This window comes from Trinickia sp. HAY1-2D (assembly GCF_056754935.1).
Window position 1 is genome coordinate 2,213,316 of the sequence record NZ_JBPGWX010000002.1, and the last position, 20,391, is coordinate 2,233,706.

The 20,391-nt window shown below is 64.7% G+C and carries 16 protein-coding genes; 4 read left to right on the forward strand and 12 right to left on the reverse strand.

The window, feature by feature from the left end:
• The first annotated feature begins 251 nt into the window (after positions 1-251).
• Positions 252-1,103 (forward strand): phosphoserine phosphatase SerB, encoded by an 852-nt coding sequence (gene serB, locus ACR9ZC_RS17480; protein ID WP_481581260.1) that lies wholly within the window; start codon positions 252-254, stop codon positions 1,101-1,103.
• A 39-nt stretch (positions 1,104-1,142) separates the two neighbouring features.
• Here the strand turns inward: serB and ACR9ZC_RS17485 are convergent, their stop codons facing one another.
• The 3 genes from ACR9ZC_RS17485 to rimO form a co-directional block, all read right to left on the reverse strand.
• A complete protein-coding gene (locus ACR9ZC_RS17485) occupies positions 1,143-2,330 on the reverse strand; it encodes a cystathionine beta-lyase (protein WP_481581261.1) in 1,188 nt (395 codons plus the stop codon).
• A gap of 43 nt (positions 2,331-2,373) precedes the next feature.
• Positions 2,374-3,558, reverse strand: coding sequence for a beta-ketothiolase BktB (bktB, locus tag ACR9ZC_RS17490; protein ID WP_481581262.1), 1,185 nt, complete (start codon positions 3,556-3,558; stop codon positions 2,374-2,376).
• Positions 3,559-3,650: 92 nt separating this feature from the next.
• On the reverse strand, positions 3,651-5,048 hold the full coding sequence (gene rimO / locus ACR9ZC_RS17495; protein ID WP_481581263.1) for a 30S ribosomal protein S12 methylthiotransferase RimO: 1,398 nt from the start codon (positions 5,046-5,048) through the stop codon (positions 3,651-3,653).
• 229 nt (positions 5,049-5,277) lie between these two features.
• Between rimO and ACR9ZC_RS17500 the strand changes: the two genes are divergently transcribed.
• Positions 5,278-6,171: an alpha/beta fold hydrolase gene (locus tag ACR9ZC_RS17500; RefSeq protein ID WP_481581264.1), complete on the forward strand. Its 894-nt coding sequence runs from the start codon at positions 5,278-5,280 to the stop codon at positions 6,169-6,171.
• A gap of 32 nt (positions 6,172-6,203) precedes the next feature.
• On the opposite strand, the gene phaR is transcribed toward ACR9ZC_RS17500, so the two are convergent.
• The 6 genes from phaR to ACR9ZC_RS17530 all read right to left on the reverse strand — a co-directional run bounded on the left by phaR (position 6,204) and on the right by ACR9ZC_RS17530 (position 13,347).
• Complete coding sequence (gene phaR, locus ACR9ZC_RS17505; RefSeq protein WP_331569752.1) at positions 6,204-6,776, reverse strand: polyhydroxyalkanoate synthesis repressor PhaR; 573 nt, start codon at positions 6,774-6,776, stop codon at positions 6,204-6,206.
• A 152-nt stretch (positions 6,777-6,928) separates the two neighbouring features.
• Positions 6,929-7,669 carry a 3-ketoacyl-ACP reductase gene (locus tag ACR9ZC_RS17510; protein ID WP_331569754.1) on the reverse strand — a complete coding sequence of 247 codons (741 nt, stop codon included), beginning with the start codon at positions 7,667-7,669 and terminating at the stop codon, positions 6,929-6,931.
• Positions 7,670-7,770: 101 nt separating this feature from the next.
• Positions 7,771-8,952 carry an acetyl-CoA C-acetyltransferase gene (locus ACR9ZC_RS17515; RefSeq protein WP_481581265.1) on the reverse strand — a complete coding sequence of 394 codons (1,182 nt, stop codon included), beginning with the start codon at positions 8,950-8,952 and terminating at the stop codon, positions 7,771-7,773.
• Between the two features lie 98 nt (positions 8,953-9,050).
• Positions 9,051-10,796: a class I poly(R)-hydroxyalkanoic acid synthase gene (phaC, locus tag ACR9ZC_RS17520; protein ID WP_481582702.1), complete on the reverse strand. Its 1,746-nt coding sequence runs from the start codon at positions 10,794-10,796 to the stop codon at positions 9,051-9,053.
• A 480-nt stretch (positions 10,797-11,276) separates the two neighbouring features.
• Positions 11,277-12,101, reverse strand: a complete 825-nt coding sequence (gene pgeF, locus ACR9ZC_RS17525) for a peptidoglycan editing factor PgeF (protein WP_481581266.1) — start codon at positions 12,099-12,101, stop codon at positions 11,277-11,279.
• A gap of 49 nt (positions 12,102-12,150) precedes the next feature.
• Positions 12,151-13,347, reverse strand: a complete 1,197-nt coding sequence (locus ACR9ZC_RS17530) for an RluA family pseudouridine synthase (protein ID WP_481581267.1) — start codon at positions 13,345-13,347, stop codon at positions 12,151-12,153.
• A 71-nt stretch (positions 13,348-13,418) separates the two neighbouring features.
• Between ACR9ZC_RS17530 and ACR9ZC_RS17535 the strand changes: the two genes are divergently transcribed.
• Entirely contained in the window at positions 13,419-14,279 is an 861-nt protein-coding gene (locus ACR9ZC_RS17535; RefSeq protein WP_481582703.1) for an outer membrane protein assembly factor BamD, read from the forward strand.
• A gap of 102 nt (positions 14,280-14,381) precedes the next feature.
• Here ACR9ZC_RS17535 and yoaA read toward each other — a convergent pair whose 3' ends face one another.
• The 3 genes from yoaA to ACR9ZC_RS17550 form a co-directional block, all read right to left on the reverse strand.
• A complete protein-coding gene (gene yoaA / locus ACR9ZC_RS17540) occupies positions 14,382-16,640 on the reverse strand; it encodes a DNA repair helicase YoaA (RefSeq protein WP_481581268.1) in 2,259 nt (752 codons plus the stop codon).
• Positions 16,641-16,702: 62 nt separating this feature from the next.
• Positions 16,703-16,918, reverse strand: coding sequence for a DUF465 domain-containing protein (locus ACR9ZC_RS17545; protein WP_331569766.1), 216 nt, complete (start codon positions 16,916-16,918; stop codon positions 16,703-16,705).
• Positions 16,919-17,001: 83 nt separating this feature from the next.
• Entirely contained in the window at positions 17,002-17,847 is an 846-nt protein-coding gene (locus ACR9ZC_RS17550) for a colicin transporter (RefSeq protein WP_481581269.1), read from the reverse strand.
• Positions 17,848-18,011: 164 nt separating this feature from the next.
• Between ACR9ZC_RS17550 and ACR9ZC_RS17555 the strand changes: the two genes are divergently transcribed.
• Positions 18,012-20,354: a Tex family protein gene (locus ACR9ZC_RS17555; protein ID WP_481581270.1), complete on the forward strand. Its 2,343-nt coding sequence runs from the start codon at positions 18,012-18,014 to the stop codon at positions 20,352-20,354.
• Positions 20,355-20,391 lie beyond the last annotated feature (37 nt).

A 20,391-nucleotide genomic window follows, 5' to 3' on the forward strand; every position in this document is an offset into this window, starting at 1 on the left:
TTTCGAGCTGCGCACGACGGCGTGTCATGCAACGATGCGATTTCAGTGACCGCTGGACGATGCGATGCCAGTCTAACGCCAACTGCGGCACATCGTTGGACGAAAGCGATCGGGGCTTGTCCCGCTTGTATTCCTCGCCCAGCTAAGCTTGGACGGCAATGTGATGCTCGGCCGCGCGGCTACCGCTACAATAGGCGGATTTTCGAAAGGCTCGCATCGCGCGGCCCGGCAACTCCCCTCTTTGCATCGCCATGAACCTCGTCATCCAGAGCACCGAGCCGCTCCCGGCCGCCCATCTCAAACCGCTCGTTGCTCTCGCCCACGGCAAGCACGCCGAGCCGATCGATGCCCGCGCCGTGCGCATCGTCGAGGCCGACGAAGCTCAACGCGGCGATATCGAGGCTTACTGCGAAACGCACGCTCTCGATTATGCGTTCGTTCGGCCGGGCCTGGGCTGGCGCGATTTCGGGCTCGTCGCCATGGATATGGATTCGACGCTGATCACGATCGAATGCATCGACGAAATCGCCGATTTCTGCGGCCTGAAGGCCGAGGTGTCCGCCATCACGGAGGCAGCGATGCGCGGCGAGATCAAGAACTTCAACGAAAGCCTGGTCGCCCGCGTAGCGCTGCTCGAGGGGCTCGATGCCAGTGCGCTCGATCAGGTTTATGCGCAACGGTTACAGCTTTCTCCTGGCGCGCAAACGATGCTTGCAGCGGCGCAGGCCGCGGGCATGCGTACGTTGCTGGTCTCGGGCGGGTTCACCTTTTTTACCGATCGATTGAAATCACGCCTGAGCCTCGATTTCACACGAGCCAATTCGCTCGAAATCGTGGACGGCAAGCTGACGGGCAAGGTGATCGGGGAAATCGTGAACGCGAGCGTCAAGGCACGGACCGTTCGGGAAACCTGCGACAAACTCGGGATTCCCACCTCGCGGGCGATCGTCCTCGGCGACGGCTCGAACGACCTGGAGATGATGGCGGAGGCGGGGTTGTCCGTCGCGTTTCGCGCCAAGCCTGTCGTGCGTGCCGCGGCGGACGTGGCGTTCAATCACGTGGGACTCGATGGGCTCTTGCGCCTGCTCGAACCCACGCCCTGATGCGACGATGACGGCGCACGCCCGTCATCGATACCACTATCAGCCGAGAGCCGACGCCATTGCCCGCTCGATGTCGGCTCGAAGGTCCAACTCGTCTTCCAGGCCTGCATAAAAGCGTACCAGCGTGCCACGATGCGGCCATTGCGAGGCAGTCCGCATCTTCGCCACGTCGTAGGGCATGGCGAGGCTGTGCGCCCCGCCCCAACTCCAGCCGATTGCAAAGAGTTCGAGTGCCTCGACGAACGCGTCGATTTGCGCCGGGCTGTAGCGCGCATCGAAGACGACCGAGAACAGCCCGCCCGCGCCAGTGAACTCGCGCATGAACACCTCGTGCCCCGGGCAATCCTCGAAGGCCGGATGCAGCACTGCCGCGATCTCGCCTCGCGTCTCGAGCCAGCGCGCCAGCGCAAGCGCCGTGCGGTCATGCGTTTCGAAGCGCGCCTTCATGCTCGGCAGACTGCGCAAAACGAGCGAGCAGTCGTCGGCCGAAACACCGACGCCGAGACGCATGCGCGCTTGCTTGAGCTTCAAATGCAAGTCGCGATCGATCGTGATCGTCGCCCCCATGAGCACATCGCTGCCGCCCGACTGATACTTGGTCAATGCTTGAACCGAGATGTCGACGCCCAGTTCCAATGGACGGAAGGCGAGGCCCGCCGAGTAGGTGTTGTCGATGGCGGTCACGACGTTACGCTCGCGCGCGGCCGACACGATCGCCCGCACGTCCGGTACTTCCATCGTCACCGAACCCGGCGCCTCGATCCAGATGAGCCGTGTATTGGGCTGGATCAGATCGGCAATCCCTGCGCCCACGAGCGGATCGTAGTAGCGGACCGTCACGCCGAAATCGCGCGCGAGCCATTCTCCATGGTCGCGATTGGGCGAATAGACGTTATCGGGAATGAGCACGTCGTCTCCAGCCTTCACGATCCCGAAGTAGACGTTCGAAATGGCGGCCAGACCCGACGGTTGCAGCAGTGCGTACTGCCCGCCCTCGATCGCGGCAATGCGCTGGGCGAGCGCCGCCGAGGTCGGCGTGGCATGCAGCCCGTAACGCCATTGCGATTCGTCGCGCCAATCGGCCGCGCGAACGGCCGCCAGATCGGGAAAAACGACGGTCGACGCCCGCATGACCGGCGCGGCGAACGACGCAAAGCCGGGTGCGAGCTCGATGTCGGGATGGACGACGCGCGTTTGCGGCGCGCGCTTAGATTTCGAATCGGTCATGTTCGGTTGATGTTGGAAGAGTAAAGAAGCGGCCCCTCGCCCTTCAAATCCGCTCGAAGATCGCGGCGATACCCTGGCCGCCGCCGATGCACATCGTCGCGAGGCCGTAGCGCCCGCCGCTGCGAGCCAGTTCGTAGATCGTCTTGACCGCGATGATGGCACCGGTTGCGCCGATCGGATGCCCGAGCGAAATGCCCGAGCCGTTCGGGTTGACCTTGGCCGGATCGAAGTCGAGCTCGGCCGATACCGCGCAGGCCTGTGCAGCGAACGCCTCGTTTGCTTCGATCACATCGAGATCGCTCACTTGCAGCCTGGCGCGCTCGAGCGCTTGGCGTGTGGCCGGCACAGGTCCGATGCCCATGTAGGCGGGGTCGACACCCGCGTGCCCGTACGCGACGAGCCGCGCGAGCGGCGCGATCCCGCGCGCCTTGGCCGTACCATGCTCCATCAGCACGAGCGCGCCGGCGCCATCATTGATACCCGATGCGTTGCCGGCCGTCACCGTTCCGCCCTCTTTCTGATAGACGGGCCTCAGGCGCGCGAGATCGGCGGCCGACGTGTCATGACGAACGTGCTCGTCCGTATCGAAGATCGTTTCGCCTTTCTTGCCCTGCGATGCGATGGGCAGGATTTGATCGCGGAAGTAGCCTTCGCGGATGGCGCGCGAAGCGCGCCGGTGCGATTCGACCGCGAGCGCGTCCTGCATTTCACGCGTGATGCCGTACCGGCGGGCCACGTTTTCGGCGGTCACACCCATATGAAACGACTCGAACGGATCGTGCAGCGCGCCGAGCATCATGTCGACGAAGCGCGCGTCGCCCATGCGCTGTCCGAAGCGGGCGGCCGGCGCGATATAAGGCGCCCGGCTCATGCTCTCGGCGCCGCCTGCAACGGCAATCTCGGCGTCGCCGAGCAAGATGCTTTGCGCGGCGGATACGATCGCCTGCAGGCCCGAACCGCATAGCCGGTTGACCGTCATGGCCGGTGCATGCTGCGCCACACCGGCGTTGAGCGCCGCCACGCGCGCGAGATACATGTCCTTCGGCTCGGTTTGAATCACGTTGCCGAAAACGACGTGCCCAACGTCCTCGCCCGATACTCCCGCACGGCGAAGCGCTTCCTTGACGACGCGCGCGCCGAGCTCGGTCGGCGCAAAGTCCTTGAGGCTGCCGCCGAAATCGCCGATCGCCGTGCGTACACCGCTCACTATCACCACTTCACGTTGCATTGCTGTCTCCGTAGTCGAGGTTGTCGGTACGATGCCGATACATCAAGGCAGCGAAGTGCGGCGAATGTCGGGGATCGGCGGGGACCCGCCGTTCAGACCTCTCCCCATAGATCGTGGCCGTCGGCGCCCGTGATCCGGACCGACACGAACTCGCCGACCTTGTAGCGCTTCGACGCCTTCGTAACCGGCGCGACGTAGACGACGCCGTCGATCTCCGGCGCGTCGGCAGCCGTACGGCCGATCCCGCCTTCGGCATGAACTTCGTCGATGAGCACCTTGACCGTCTTGCCGACCTTGCGCGTCATGCGCTTGGCCGACACTTCCTCGGCCACTTCCATGAAACGCGCGCGGCGCGCCTCGCGGACTTCGTCGGGCAGCGCGCCATCGAGCTCGTTCGCACTTGCACCCTCGACAGGAGAGTACGCGAAGCAGCCGACGCGATCGAGCTCCGCGGCCCGAATGAATTCGAGGAGCGTCTCGAATTGCGCTTCCGTCTCGCCGGGGAATCCTGCGATGAACGTGCTGCGGATCGTGAGATCGGGGCACATGCGTCGCCAGGCCGCCACACGCTCCAATGTGCGCTCGGCGTTGGCGGGGCGCTTCATGCGCTTGAGCACCTGCGGATCGGCATGCTGGAACGGCACATCGAGGTAGGGCAGCAAATGGCCTTGGTATGGCCCCTCGGCCATCATCGGAATGATCTCGTCGACATGCGGGTACGGGTAGACGTAGTGCAGCCGCACCCAGGCGCCGTACTGTGCGGCCAATTCGCCGAGGGCGCCGACGAGCTCGGTCATGCGCGTCTTGAGGGGGCGGCCGTTCCAGAAGCCCGTGCGGAATTTGACGTCGACCCCGTAGGCGCTCGTGTCCTGCGAGATGACGAGCAGCTCCTTCACTCCCGACTTGAAGAGATTTTCCGCCTCGAGCATGACTTCGGCGACCGGACGCGAGACCAGGTCGCCGCGCATCGACGGGATGATGCAAAAGCTGCAGCGATGATTGCAGCCTTCGGAAATCTTCAGATAGGCATAGTGCCGCGGTGTCAGCTTGATACCGGCCGGCGGAACGAGGTCGACGAACGGATCGTGTGGTTTCGGCAAATGGCTGTGCACCGCCTGCATGACCTCGCCCAGCGCGTGCGGCCCCGTCACGGCCAGGACTTTCGGATGGACCTCTTCTATCAGGCCCGAGCCGCTTGCGCTCTTTTTCGCGCCGAGGCAACCGGTCACGATGACCTTACCGTTTTCCGTCAGCGCTTCGCCGATGGCGTCGAGGCTTTCCTGCACCGCCTCGTCGATGAAACCGCAGGTGTTGACTACTACGAGATCGGCTCCGTCGTAGGTGCCGGAAATCTCGTAGCCCTCCGCCCGCAGCTGCGTAATGATCTGCTCGGAGTCGACGAGGGCCTTCGGGCAGCCGAGCGAGACGAAACCGACCTTGGGGGCCGCAGGCGTAGGCATAGCCGCGACGGGAGAAGAACTCTGGGGCATGTGATGGATCCAGCGATAACAGGAACGAATGGCGCGTAGCGGGGAAAGGCTGCGAACGACGCGCGTTCCGGCCCGTTGTCCGATATGACGGAAAGCCGCGTATTGTACCGCGTCGCACCGGCGCCGGCTCGGCCCGACGCAGCGCACTCATGCGCGCTCTGCGGTAACCTTTCTGAACTGCGCGGCCCCGGCCCGCCCCATCCTGCACGATTTTCCGCGGAGAAAAGCGATGCTCGATCATCCACGTCACGTTCGAACCGCCAAACTCGATATCGCCTACACGGACACGGGCCCGACCGACGGTCCGCCGGTTCTGCTGCTGCACGGCTGGCCCGATTCGGCGCGCGCCTGGCTCGGCATCGCCCCGCGGCTCAACGCCGCGGGATGGCGCACCATCGTGCCCGAATTACGCGGGTTCGGCGCGACGCGTTTCCTGCGCAACGACACGATGCGCGACGGCACTGGCGTCGCATTGGCACAGGACGCCATCGATCTGGCCGACGCGCTCGGTATCGCGCGTTTCGATGTGATCGGCCACGATTGGGGCGCTCGCGTGGCCTACACGCTCGCGGCGCTCCTTCCGGAACGCGTGAAGCGTATCGCGGCTATCGCCCTGGCCTTTCAGCCGAAAGGCGCTTTCGAGCTGCCCGACACGTTCGCTCAGGCGCGCCGCTTCTGGTATCAATGGTTCATGACGCTCGACGATGGCCCGGCCGCGGTGCGACGGGACCCGAAAGGCTTCGCCCGGATCCAGTGGGAAACGTGGTCCCCGCCGGGCTGGTTCGACAACGCGGAATTCGAGGCGACCGCACGCGCCTTCGACAATCCCGACTGGGCGGAAATCACGCTCAACGGCTACCGCACGCGCTGGTGCACGGGCGACCTGACCGACCCCGATTACGAGCCGCTACGGTTGCGGCTGCATGCAATCGAAACGCTGTCGACACCTACGCTGATGATCCAGGGCGGCGCGGACGGGTGCGACGAACCGGAGCTTTCCGCCGGCCAGGAGCGCCATTTCACAGGGGGCTACCGACGCATCGTGCTCGACGGAGTCGGGCATTTTCCGCCGCGCGAAGCGCCCGAAGCCGTCGCCGATGCGCTCCTGGGACATCTGGGCTGAGGCTGGCCGGGCGTTCGGGCGTCGAGCGCGGGTTACTTTTTCTCGGGCTCGGGCCCGGCGCTGCCCGGCTTGTTGAACGGAAACGTGCTGAACATGGTCTTCGCCTGGTTCTGCATCTGCTCTTGCAACTGGACGAACATGTTCTTCGACTGTTCGATGTAGCTCGTCATCATGCCCTGCATCATCGGCGCCTGCATGTTCATGAACTGGGACCAGACTTCGGGGTTGAGCGCATTGCCTTCGTAAAGATTCTTCGATTGCTCGGTGAGCTTGTTCTGGATGTCGATGAAGGCCTGGATGTTCTTTTCCAGGTAGGTCCCCATCATGCCCTGCATCGCATGCCCGTAAAAACGGATGATCTGCGAGAGCATCGACGACGAGAACATCGGTACGCCGCCGCTTTCCTCCTCGAGGATGATCTGCAGCAAAATGCTGCGCGTCAGATCTTCGTTGGTCTTGGCGTCGATGACCTTGAACTCCTCCTGCTCGAGCACGAGTTGCTTCACGTCACTCAACGTGATGTAGGTGCTCGTCTCCGTGTCATAGAGCCGGCGGTTCGGATATTTTTTGATGAATCGCTCGGCTGTTTTCTTTGTAGTCGACATGTACGCCTTCTTTATGAACGCAAACGCAAACGCAGCGCTGTAATGGCGCCCGCGCGCCTGCCCGCGCAACGCGGGCAGGCCGGACCCCCGAAACCGAAACGCTCTGATGCGAAAAACGGCCGGGGCGTGAAAGCCTGCCAGCCGCCCCCGCGTCAGCCCATGTGCAAACCGCCATTCAACGAGAAGTCGGCACCCGTGGCAAAGCCGGACTCGTCCGATGCGAGCCACGCCACGATCGACGCTATCTCGTCCGGCGTGCCCAGCCGGCGCACGGGAATCGTCGCAATGATCTTCTCGAGCACGTCCGAGCGAATCGACTTGACCATATCCGTTCCGATATAGCCCGGCGAAACCGTATTGACGGTCACGCCCTTGGTCGCCACTTCCTGCGCGAGCGCCATCGTAAAGCCGTGGATGCCGGCCTTCGCCGTCGAATAGTTGGTCTGGCCGAACTGCCCTTTCTGGCCGTTGACCGACGAAATGTTGATGACACGCCCGAATCCGCGCTCGACCATTCCGTCGATGACCTGCTTCGTCACGTTGAAAAGGCTCGTGAGGTTCGTGTCGATGACCGCGGTCCAGTCTTCATGCGTCATCTTGCGAAACACGACATCGCGCGTAATGCCCGCATTGTTGACGAGAATGTCGACTTCGCCGACTTCGGCCTTGACCTTGTCGAACGCATCCTTGGTCGATTCCCAATCGCCGACATTGCCCTCCGAGGCGACGAACTCGAAGCCGAGCGCCTTTTGCTGCTCGAGCCATGTCACGCGGCGCGGCGAGTTCGGCCCGCAGCCGGCGACCACCTTGAAGCCCTGTTTGTGAAGGCGCTGACAAATACCGGTGCCGATGCCACCCATTCCGCCGGTTACGTATGCAATTCGCTGACTCATGAATCACGCTCCATTTTCGTTTTCTGCGGGGCCCATGCGAGCCCCTCGTCTTCGCCGCCCGCCCAGGCGCGGCGCGCCGGCGGCGCTCACGCCGCCCGGCGTCAGACTCGCTCGACGGCCAGCGCGACGCCCATTCCACCGCCGATACACAGCGACGCGAGGCCCCGCTTCGCATCACGCTTTTTCATCTCGTGCAGCAGCGTGACGAGAATACGGCAGCCGGACGCTCCGATCGGGTGACCGATCGCGATCGCACCGCCGTTCACATTGATCTTCGACGTATCCCAGCCCATTTGCTTGTGAACCGCAAGCGCCTGAGCCGCGAATGCCTCGTTGATCTCCATGAGGTCGAGATCGCCGACCGACCAGCCGGCGCGCTCGAGGCACCGGCGCGATGCCGGCACCGGACCCATGCCCATTACCTTCGGATCCACGCCCGCGTTGGCATAGGCCTTGATGCGCGCAAGCGGCGTGAGCCCGAGCGCCTCGGCTTTTTTGGCCGACATGACGAGCACCGCGGCCGCGCCGTCGTTCAGGCCCGATGCATTCGCGGCCGTCACCGTGCCTTCCTTCGAAAACGCCGGCTTCAGGCCCGCGAGCGACTCCGCCGTGACGCCGTGACGCACGAACTCGTCGGTCGTGAAGCGCACGGGCTCGCCCTTACGCTGAGGGATGTCGACCGGCACGATCTCGTCGTCGAACCGACCCGCCTTCTGGGCCGCCTCGGCCTTGTTTTGCGAGAGCGCCGCGAACTTGTCCTGCTCCTCACGCGTGATCCCGTGCTCCTTGGCGACATTCTCCGCGGTGACACCCATGTGGTACTGGTTATACACGTCCCAGAGGCCGTCGACGATCATGGAATCCACGAGCTTCGCATCGCCCATGCGAAAACCGTCGCGCGAGCCCGGCAGCACATGCGGCGCGGCACTCATGTTTTCCTGGCCGCCGGCCACGACGATGTCCGCGTCGCCCGCGATGACCGCGTTGGCGGCGAGCATCACCGCCTTGAGTCCCGAGCCGCAGACCTTGTTGATCGTCATGCCGGGCACCGCGGAGGGTAGTCCCGCCTTGATGAGCGACTGGCGCGCCGGGTTTTGACCCGAGCCAGCCGTCAGCACCTGCCCCATGATCACTTCGCTGATCTGCTCCGGCTTCACGCCCGCGCGCTCCAGCACCGCGCGGATCACCGTTGCGCCGAGCTCCGGTGCCGCGATGCGCGCCAACGAGCCGCCGAATTTGCCGACCGCCGTGCGGGCAGCCGATACGATCACTACGTCTGTCATTTGAAGCTCCTTCGAGCGAGGCGGCTCAAAGAACCGCACCTCGTCCAGTTGAAAACGATCGCGCCGAACATGACGCGATACCCGTCGTCGAGTGCGCGTCAGTCGCGCTGTTGCACATAGCGCCCCGGCGCCGGCTCGATGACCGGATAACCGGCCGAGCCGAGCTGCGCACGGGGCTTCACTTTCTTGCCGCCGTATTGATCGAGCCAGGAGATCCATTCCGGCCACCAACTACCGGGCTTTTCGACGGCGGCACCGAGCCATGCATCGGGATCGGCATCGAGCTCGCGCTCCTTCGTCTCATGCGCCCAGTAGCTGCGCTTGCCCTTCGCGGGCGGATTGATGACGCCGGCGATGTGGCCCGACGCACCGAGCACGAACCGCTTCGGACCGGTGAGCAGCGGCGCGGACGCATAAGCAGTCCGCCACGGCACGATGTGGTCGTCTCGCGAACCGTAGATGAACGTGGGTACGTCGATGCGCGACAGATCGAGCGCCTCGCCGCAAACGGTCAGCGCCCCGGGCTCGCGCATCTTGTTTTCCAGATACGTGTTGCGCAGGTACCAGACATACATCGGCCCCGGCAAATTCGTCGAGTCGCTGTTCCAATAAAGCAGATCGAACGAGGTCGGCGTGCGGCCCTTCAGATAGTTATCGACGACATAGTTCCAGACCAGGTCGTTCGGCCGCAGAAACGAGAATGCGTTGGCAAACTCGATGCCGCGCATGAGGCCCGGCGGCGTGCCGTTCGCCCCACCGATCGTCTGCTCGCGCATGCGCACATGCGCTTCGTCGACGAAGACATCGAGCACGCCCGTGTCGCAGAAATCGAGCATCGCCGTGAGCAGCGTCATCGACGCCGCAGGGTGCTCGCCGCGTGCCGCGAGCACGGCGAGCGCTGACGCAATCATCGTCCCGCCGATGCAAAAACCGAACGTGTTGATCTGCTCGCGCCCGCTGACGGCCTTCACCACCTCGATCGCGGCGAGCACGCCGTCCGTCATGTAGTCGTCCCAGGTCTTTGCCGCGAGCGTCGTATCCGGATTGCGCCACGAGATCATATAGACCTGGTGTCCGCACTCGAGCGCATGCGCCACGAGCGAGCTCTCGGGCTGCAGATCGAGGATGTAGTACTTGTTGATGCACGGCGGCACCATCAAGAGCGGCCGCTCGAAAACGCTTTCGGTACGCGGCTTGTACTGGATGAGCTGCATCAGCTCGTTTTCGAAGATGACGGCACCTTCCGTCGAGGCGAGGTTCTTGCCGACCACGAAGCGCGATTCGTCGCTTTGCGAGATCTTCCCGCGCCGCAGATCGGACAACAGGTTCATCACGCCCTGGCGAAGGCTCTCGCCGTGGCTTTCGAGCAGCGTCTTTTGCGCTTCGGGATTGAGCGCGAGAAAGTTGCTCGGCGAGGTGGCCGCGGTCCACTGCTGGACTGCGAAGCGAATGCGCTCGCGGGTCTTCGGATCGGTATCGAGCGCCTCGGCAAGCTCCTGCAGATAGCGTGCGTTGAGCAAATACCAGGCAGCCATGTACGCGAACGCCGGCGACGATTTCCATGCGTCGGACGAAAAGCGCCGATCGGGCAATTCGGGCGCGGCCAGACCGGGCGCGCCGAATTGCTTCATGAGTTCGAGGCACTCGCGCGAATAGTCGGCCTGCAGTTGCTGCAATCGCTCAGGCGGCACCGAAGCGACAGGCAGCTTCAGCGTATCGAATGCCGGCGCGGCCGCACTGCCCATTCCGGGCGCCGCCCCAGGCATCGGCGGCATCATGAACGGGAACGGCATCGCGGTGCCGTTCATGGCCGCGCCCGCTGGGCCCACGCCCGGCCGCGGCATCTTCTCGGCGAACGCGCGCCACGCGTTCATCCATGCATCGAACATTCGCTGGGCCTCGGCGGGGCCGGTTCCGGCCTGCTGCTCGCTCGTCGAGGAGGGATCGGGATGAGAGGAAGCTGATGGACGTTTTGATGCAGACATACCCGCTTATGACCGGTGAGTCTCGGAAGACTGGTTGAAAGGCGGGTGTGAAGCGCGGTCGGGGCGAACCCTCATGACCTTCATGCGCTCACCCTTGCGAGCGGCCATTCTGTCTCCCAGGCGCAAAATATGTCAATGCTTGGGCCGATTTTGCCGCACCGCGATAAGTTTTTTATTATCGTTTTCCCGATATCGATTGATCGGGCCGAGCCTTCGGCCCGGCTTGGCGTTGCATGCGTCGGCCGCTGCCGGTCGTCGCCGGGCGTCCGCCAGCGCACGGACCGCCAGCGGCGTTTGTGCACTACATCTTTGTGCAGCGCATTGCTGCAGCCGTTCCGCTCAATCGGCAAGCCAGATCAGCGCGGCCATGCGCCCGGTCCTGCCGTCGCGGCGAAACGAGTAGAACCGTTCGCGCTCCGTGACCGTGCACGCCCCGCCGCCGCCCACTTGCGCCAGACCGAGCCGGGCCAGCCGTAAGCGCGCCAACGCATAAAGATCCGCCCAATACTTGCCCGGCGCGTTCTCGCGGGGTACGAACGCTCGCACCGTGGCCTCCGCGTCTCGGGCATCGCCGGCACCCTGCATGAACGCATCGCGCACCTCGGCGCCAACCTCGAAAGCCCGCGGGCCGATGGCCGGACCGAGCCAGGCATGCAACGAAGCCGTGGGAACCCCGGCCAGCTGCGCGACGCGCTCAGCCGCCTTTTCGACCACACCGGCCGCCAGACCTCGCCACCCCGCGTGTGCGGCACCCACCGCGCGGCCTGCCGAATCGCAAAGCAGCACCGGCAAACAATCGGCCACCATCACCGTACACGCCAGCCCCGTCGCAGCCGTGACGCACGCATCGGCGCGCAAGGGCTGCGCCGCTGCCACCGCGTCCTGCGCGCTCGCCACCGCATCGCCGTGGACCTGATCGAGCCAGGCCACGCGCGCGCCGGTCAGCGTCGCGAGCCGCGCGCGATTTTCCGCGACCCGCGCCGGATCGTCGCCGGTATGCAACCCAAGGTTCAGGCCGCCAGGCTGCTCGACGCCTTCGGCGAAGCGTCCATAGGGCGGCAGACTGACGCCGCCCGCGCGCGTCGTCACGAGTGCCCGGACACGCGGAGATACTTGCCACGAGGGCACCACGCAATCGGCCTGCGTCAATTCCGCGCGATCCATTCTGAGCCTTCCCTTGTCGTTTTCGTTAGCGATTACGCATGGCGGGACCTCACTCGAGGTCATCGTCGGCGTCATCGAACTCGAACGTGCCGGACTCGCCCGCTTGCCAGGCCTCGTCGAATCCGGCGTCCGTTGCATCGAGCGGCACCTCGGCCTCGGCACCGAATCCCAGTTCCCGTGCGAGCTCCGCCATATCGGCCGGCACTTCGGCGCGCCACTGCATTGCGCGCCCTGTTGCCGGATGAATGAGCCCGAGACGCCACGCATGCAGCGCCTGGCGCGCAAAACCATCCGGCAACGGAATGGTCGAACGCCTGCCGCGCGCGTTGCCGTAAAGCGGATCGCCCAGCAGCGGATGCCCGATATGCGCGCAATGCACGCGAATCTGATGCGTGCGCCCCGTCTCGAGATCGCAATGCACCGCGGAAATGGGCTGTCGGTTCCAGAGCGTTTCGTCGATGCGGCGAAAATGCGTGCGCGCGGGCTTGCCCGCCGCACCCGCAACCACGGCCATACGCGTACGCTCGCGCGGATCGCGTCCGATCGGCGCGTCGATCGTACCTTCTTCCGGCGTTGCGCCCCAGACCAACGCGACGTAACGCCGCTTGACCGTGCGCGCCTGCAGTTGGCGAACGAGGTCGGTCTGCGCTTCGAGCGTGCGCGCGACGACCATCAGTCCCGAGGTGTCCTTGTCGAGCCGGTGCACGATCCCCGCCCGGGGCAGCCCGGCCGCGGCCTCGCCGTAGCGATGCAGCAATCCGTTCAGGATCGTGCCGCTCCAATTGCCGGCGGCCGGATGAACGACGAGGCCAGCCGGTTTGTCGATGACGACGAGCGCATCGTCCTCGTAGACGATATCGAGTTCGAGCGGCTCGGGCGCAAAAGCCAGTTGCTCGGGCAGCAGATCGGGCTCGAGCTCGATCACCGCATCGAGCGGCACCGCTTGCCGCACCTTCGACGGCATTCCGTTCACGCGTACGCGACCGGCCTCCACCCACGTTTGCAACCGGCTGCGGGAAAACTCGGGGAATACCCGGGCGAGCACTTTATCGAGCCGTTCGCCGGCAAGCGCGGCCGGCACGCAGGCGCTGCGCGGGGCCGGCGCGGCGACGCTTGCCATCGGCCGCGTGCGATCGCCGTCGGTGAGCGCACCGCCGCGGGCGTCGGCGCGGTCAATGCTTCGGCTATAATCGGCGCTTCGATCTTTGGAGCCGGGCTCGGCGCCTGAAGGACTTTTGCGGGTCATTAAAACTGGGTCACTGAGTGAGACTGATAGCTAGGAAGCATGGAGAAATGCGGCAAGCCTCGAACACCATGATGCGATCGGCCATTCGCGCGGCCGGGCACGCACTCGAAAGCACCGCCCGGCGCGTCGCCCGGCCCGCGGCAGCGAGCCTCTCGCTGGCGGCTGCCGCATTGATCGTGACGGGTTGCCACGGCCTGCCCCAAAAGACCGACGAGACGGTGACCTGGTCGAACAACAAATTATACTCGGAGGCGCAAGACGCCCTCACGGGTGGCGACTGGGGCAAGTGCGCGAAATACTTCGAAGCGCTGCAAGGCCGCGATCCGTTCGGCCACTTCGCGCAACAAGCTCAGATCAACGTTGCGTACTGCAACTGGAAGGACAACGAAGCGGCGGCGGCCGATCAGGCTATCGACCGCTTCATCAAGCTGCACCCCGATCATCCCGATATCGCGTACGCGTACTACCTGAAAGGGATGATCCACTTCAATGACGATCTCGGCCTGTTCGGACGATTCTCCGGGCAGGACATGAGCGAACGCGATCCGAAATCGCTGCGCGAGTCGTATGACGCGTTCAAGATCGTCGTCGACAAATATCCCGATAGCAAATACGCCCCCGATGCGGCGGCGCGCATGCGTTATATCGTCAATGCGCTCGCCTCGTACGAAGTCCATGCGGCCGACTACTACTACCGGCGCGGCGCCTATGTCGCTTCGATCAACCGTGCTCAGCGGGCGATCAAGGAATACAAGAACGCGCCCGCGATCGAAGATGCGCTGCATTTGATGATGCTGTCGTACACCAAGCTCAATGAGCCGCAGCTCGCCGAAGATTCGCGCCGGGTGCTGGCGGCAACGTTCCCCGACAGCCCCTACATCACGGGTCGCCCGCGTCCGGGTACGAAGAAGGCCTGGTGGCAGATCTGGTGAGATTCACGCGGGGACGAAACGAGCGCCGCCGCGTCAACGCGGCGCGCTCCCCCCGCGTATATCGGATGAATGCAACCGAGCGATCCGGCAATGCCGGCAGGGCTATGACGCTTCGGCGTCGCGTACGGCATCCTGCGTTCGCTCGGCAAAGAACTCCCGCACGACTTCGATTTCACGCGTCCGCTTGAACGGCGGCAGGCTCTGCCAAATGCGTTTGCCATAGGGCTTCTCGACGAGGCGCGTGTCGCAGATCATCAACACGCCCCGATCGGTTTCCGCCCGAATGAGCCGCCCCGCCCCTTGCTTCAGGGTAATCACGGCCTGCGGTACCTGATGGACCGCGAACGGGCTCAAACCTTTCTTCGTCAGGACATCGAGCCTCGCCGACAACACCGGGTCGTCGGGTGGCGCGAAAGGCAACTTATCGATGACGACGAGCGACAGCGCGTCGCCGCGCACATCGACGCCCTCCCAGAAGCTTTGACTGCCCACGAGAATCGCATTGCCGTACGCACGGAAACGGTCGAGCAGTTCCGTACGGCTCGCATCCCCCTGAGTCAATAGCGGCGTCGACCAGCCACGTGTCTCGATGACGTCGCGCAGCTTGGCCGCGATGCGATCGACCGCGCGCAGCGTCGTGCAAAGCACGAAGACGCCCCCGCCGGCCGCTTCGATGGCTGGCAGCGCCGCATCGAAGACGGCATCGGTAAACGCCGGCGACGACGGTTGCGGCAAATTGCGCGGTACATAAAGCAGCCCTTGCGTGCCGTAGTCGAACGGACTCGGCAACGTCATCGAGCGCTTGGCATCGAGACCCATCTGCGCCGCATAGTGGGTGAAATCGCCGCGTACGGAAAGCGTCGCCGACGTAAAGATCCATGCCCTCGGTACCCCTGCGCGCTGCTTCGCGAAAATGGGCGCAACCGAAAGCGGGGTCTCGTGCAATTGAACGCTGTGCGAGAACACCTCGACCCAGTGAATACGATCGTCGGTATTCTCGGACGCGGCTCTCGGCTCAGGGCTCGCCGAAGCGGCTCGTTCAGCGTCGGCTGCAGGCCTCGGCGCAGCGATCCAGCGCGCCAATTGATCCTGCAATTCACGGGCGCGCCGCAGGCAGGCACCGAGCGATTCGGCGCGCTCGGCCTGTGCAGCCAGCGCCTGAGCCAGCGTCTCGAGCGCCGCATCCAGTGCATCGAGCGCCGCATAAAGCGGATGGGTCTCGCCGAGCTGGGCTGCCGAGACTCGCAGCGAATCGTCCCTGAAGGTTAGCCGGACGTCGCGCGCTGCGCGCTCGAGCGCGGCGCCGAGCTTGACCCATTCCACGGCATCGCGCGCATGGACGAGCCCTTCGGCGACCGTGTCGCGCGCGAGCTCGAGCAATTGCGCCGTGGAAAGCGTTTCGCCGAAAAACAAGGTGGCCGTTTCCGGCAATTGATGCGCTTCGTCGAAGACGATCGTATTGGCTGTCGGCAACAGCTCGGCCATGCCGGTATCGCGCAACATGATGTCGGCGAAAAATAGATGGTGGTTCACGACGACGATATCGGCCTGCTGCGCCTCGCGGCGCGCCTGCATGACGAAGCAGTCCTTGTAGTTCGGACACTCCTGCCCGAGGCAGTTTTCGCGCGTGGAAGTCACCATCGACCAGACCTGAGCCGTCTCCGGCACGCTCGCGAGCTCCGCCTTGTCGCCGGACTTCGTGATCTTCGCGAAGCGGACGATGTCCTGCAAATAGGCCGTCTCCTGCCGCGAAGGCAGCCGCCCGTTATCCGCGGTACGCTGCAGGTAGTAGTGGCACAGGTAGTTGGCGCGCCCCTTGAGCATGGCGACGCTGACCGGTACCGCGAGTGCGTCGCGGACGGTCGGAATGTCGCGCGCGAAGAGCTGGTCTTGCAAGTGCTTCGTACCGGTCGAAATGACGACCTTGCCGCCCCAGAGCATCGCGGGGACGAGGTAGGCAAAGGTCTTCCCCGTACCCGTGCCCGCCTCGACGATCAGCGTGTTCTCGCCGCTGTCTTCTCCGTGCGAAACGCTGCCGGTCTCGTCGACTTTGCCTGGGTCTTGACCTTGCGGGTTGCCCTCGCCCGAGAGCCGCCTCGCCGGTCGGCGCTGCAACTCGAACATCGCCGGCTCGGGCAGCGCGCGAGCCGACGCTTCCATCGTCGCCGCCACGGCGCGCGCCATTTCGATCTGGGATGCTCGCGGCCTATAGCCGTCGATGGCGCGGGCGAGCACACCGTCGGCCGCGAAAATCGCGTCCAGCTCGGTCCCGCGCTTCGCGCTCAATGCGATGGAAGTGTCTCGCTGCGGTGCACCGGTGCGCCCCGCGGCGTTCGAAGATTGATCCGGCGATGAATTCAAGGCAAGCGATTCCTGCTCCGTCCGGCGTCAAGTCACAGCGCCGGCGCCCGCCCGACGGTCGCTCATGCGTGCTTGTCCGGTTCAAGCTGCAATTGCAGCAGCATGATGTTGTCTTTGACCTTGAGCTTGCGCTTTTTCAGGCGCCGCAGCTCGAGGTCCGAAATATCCGATGAGTCCGACAGTCTGTCGATCATGCGATCGAGTTCACTATGCTCCCACTCCAACTGCACGATGCGGTCGCGTAAAGCGTTCGTGGTGATCGCGTGATGGCCGCGCATGGTCCGCCTCCTCGGTCGATAGGCGCTCGCCCGCCTCGCGGCGGTCTTCACCTGAGGTTGCCGTCCAGCAAAAACGCGTCGCGTCAGTCGCTCTCCTGCTGCTCCTTTTGCAACTGCTTTTGCTGCTCCTGCTGCTGCAACTGCTCCTGCTGTTTTTCCTGCGCTTTTTGCGCCGCCTGCTTCTGGCGCGCCTCGACGTCCGCCTTGTGCTGCGCGGCATCCGTCTGCTTCTGTTCGAAGCGCTGCGCGCGCTCGGCGCGCTCGCGCGCATCTTGCGCCGCCTGGCGCCGCGCATCGTCGAGCTTGCGCTGATAGTCGGCCTGTTTGCGATCGTACGCAGCCTGATTCGCGGCACGCTCCGGCGCCTGCGCCCCGCGGCGCGCCTCGTCGAGCGCATGCTGGCGCTGCCTTTCCTCGAACGCCTGCGCATTGCGCGCATCCGCCGCGGCCCGTTGCGGCGCGTCGGCGGCGTCGCTCGCCGCCTTCAAGGCCTCGCGCTGATCCCGCTCCTGCGCGTGCGCCGCGCGCCGCTCGCCGTTGAGCGCGAGCTGCTCGGCCTGGATGCGGGCCTGCACGGTGCGCATCTTGTCGCGCGCGCGCCCGAGGCACGCGTTCACGAAGAATTTCGAATAGCAATCGTGCACGGCCACGCCGTACGCGTAATCGTTCTGAGCCCCGCGTTCATCGAGCGCCTTTTGACGCGCGTCGAAATCGCTCGTGGCTGCGGCATTCGCCGAGGCTTGCGCCTCGGGCTTGCCTGCCGTCCCATCGACGCGTTGCGCCGAAGCACCCGCGGAAGGCCCTTCGGCCACCGACGGTTGCGCCGCCAGCGCCAGCGGACAAACGACGATCGCCGCGGCCAATCCGGCAGCGCGCACGAAGGCGGGAAAACGGGAGGTCTGCAACGTGTTGGACAGGGACTGGAACATGAGCGAAATTCTAACACTCGGGGATTCGCCGCCGATCATTTATGGCAAAATGCGCCGCTCCAGCAACCCGGCCTCGCACCCGCCCCGCAGCTGCTTCGGACCTATTTCGGCCCCGTTTCACGCGGCTCGGCGCGGCCCGCACGGCCCTGCAGCCCAACGCCTCTATGACGGACACCGTAGCACTCAAGATCGTACAGCGCATCGCCACCGAATTGACCGTTCAGCCGCGCCAGGTCGCAGCTGCCGTACAACTGCTCGACGAAGGCGCAACCGTCCCGTTCATCGCGCGCTACCGCAAGGAAGTCACCGGCAATCTCGACGATACGCAGCTTCGTCACCTCGAAGAGCGGCTGCTTTACCTGCGCGAGATGGAAGAGCGCCGCGCCACCATCCTCGCGAGCATCGAAGAGCAAGGCAAGCTGACCGACGAGTTGCACACCGCGATCGTCGCGGCCGACAGCAAGCAAACGCTCGAAGACCTGTATCTGCCCTATAAGCCGAAGCGCCGCACGCGCGCGCAAATTGCGCGCGAAGCCGGGCTGGAGCCGCTTGCGCAGGCGCTGCTCGAGGACCCGCGGCTCGATCCGCAACAGGAAGCCGCCCGGTATGTCGATGCCGAAAAAGGCGTGGCGGACGTCAAGGCCGCACTCGACGGCGCGCGCGACATTCTGTCCGAGCAGTTCGGAGAGCGCGCCGAGCTGCTCGGCAGGCTGCGTGAATACCTGCAAGAGCGCGGCATCGTTTCGTCGACGGTCGTCGCCGGCAAGGAGAACGAAGAAGGCGAGAAGTTCCGCGACTACTACGACTACTCCGAGACGCTGAAAACCGTGCCGTCGCACCGCGCGCTGGCGCTTTTCCGTGGGCGCAACGCCGGCATCCTGATGGTCAAGCTCGGGCTCGGCGCTGAACTCGACGCCGAAGTGCCGCACCCATGCGAAGCCATGATCGCGCGTCACGTCGGCATCGCGAACCAGGGGCGCGCGGCCGACAAATGGCTCGCCGATGTCTGCCGCTGGTGCTGGCGCGTGAAAGTCCAGCCCCATCTCGAGAACGAACTGCTGACCCAGCTGCGCGAAACCGCGGAGCATGAAGCCATTCGCGTTTTCGCCCGCAATCTCAAAGACCTGTTGCTGGCCGCGCCAGCCGGCCCCAAGGCCGTGATCGGGCTCGATCCGGGGCTGCGTACGGGCGTGAAAGTCGCGGTCGTCGACCGGACCGGCAAGGTGCTCGCAACGGATACGATCTACCCGCACGAGCCGCGCCGGGACTGGGACGGCTCGCTGGCGAAACTTGCGCGCCTTGCCGCCCAAACGCAAGCGGAGCTGATCAGCATCGGTAATGGCACGGCGTCGCGCGAGACCGATAAATTGGCGAGCGAGCTCATCAGCCGCCATCCCGAGCTGAAGCTTCAGAAAATCGTCGTATCCGAGGCAGGTGCGTCGGTCTACTCGGCCTCGGAGCTGGCGGCCAAGGAATTCCCCGACCTCGATGTCTCGCTGCGCGGTGCCGTCTCGATTGCCCGCCGTCTGCAGGATCCGCTCGCCGAACTCGTCAAGATCGAGCCGAAAGCGATCGGAGTCGGCCAATACCAGCATGACGTCAATCAGCGCGAACTCGCCCGCTCGCTCGATGCCGTTGTCGAAGACTGCGTGAACGCGGTCGGGGTCGATGCGAATACCGCCTCGATCGCCCTGCTCGCTCGTGTCTCGGGCCTGAATGCCACGCTCGCTCGCAACATCGTCGAGTTCCGCGATGCCAACGGTCCCTTTGCATCGCGAGAGCATCTGCGCAAGGTTCCGCGTCTTGGCGACAAGACCTACGAGCTCGCAGCCGGTTTCCTGCGTATCAACGGTGGCGAAAATCCGCTCGATCGATCGTCGGTGCACCCCGAGGCCTACCCCGTCGTCGAACGGATTCTCGCGAAGATTCGCAAGGACATCGACGTGGTGCTCGGCAATCGCGAGGCCCTCGCCGGTCTAAGCCCGACCGAGTTCGTCGACGAGCGCTTCGGCTTGCCGACCATACGCGATATCCTCGCTGAGCTCGAGAAGCCCGGGCGCGACCCGCGCCCCGAGTTCAAGACCGCCACCTTCCGCGAAGGCGTCGAGAAGATCTCCGATCTCGTACCGGGCATGGTCCTCGAAGGCGTCGTGACGAACGTCGCGGCGTTTGGGGCGTTCGTCGATATCGGTGTGCATCAGGACGGCCTCGTGCACGTCTCGGCCCTGTCGACCAAATTCGTGAAGGATCCGCACGAAGTCGTAAAAGCCGGCCAGGTCGTGAAGGTCAAGGTCCTCGATGTGGATGTGAAGCGTCAGCGCATCGCGCTGACGATGCGGCTGGCCGACGATGCGGCTCCCGTGCGCAGCGGCGGCCCGACCGGCGAGCGCGGCGCAGGCCAGGCGAACGGCAACGGACGCAACGCGGGCATGCGTGGCCAGCGTACCCGCGACGAGCAACCCGCCGGCGCGATGGCGGCAGCATTCGCGAAATTGAAGCCGCGCTGACGCGCTCAGGAAGAGCGCCGCGTCCCGCGCGGCGCCT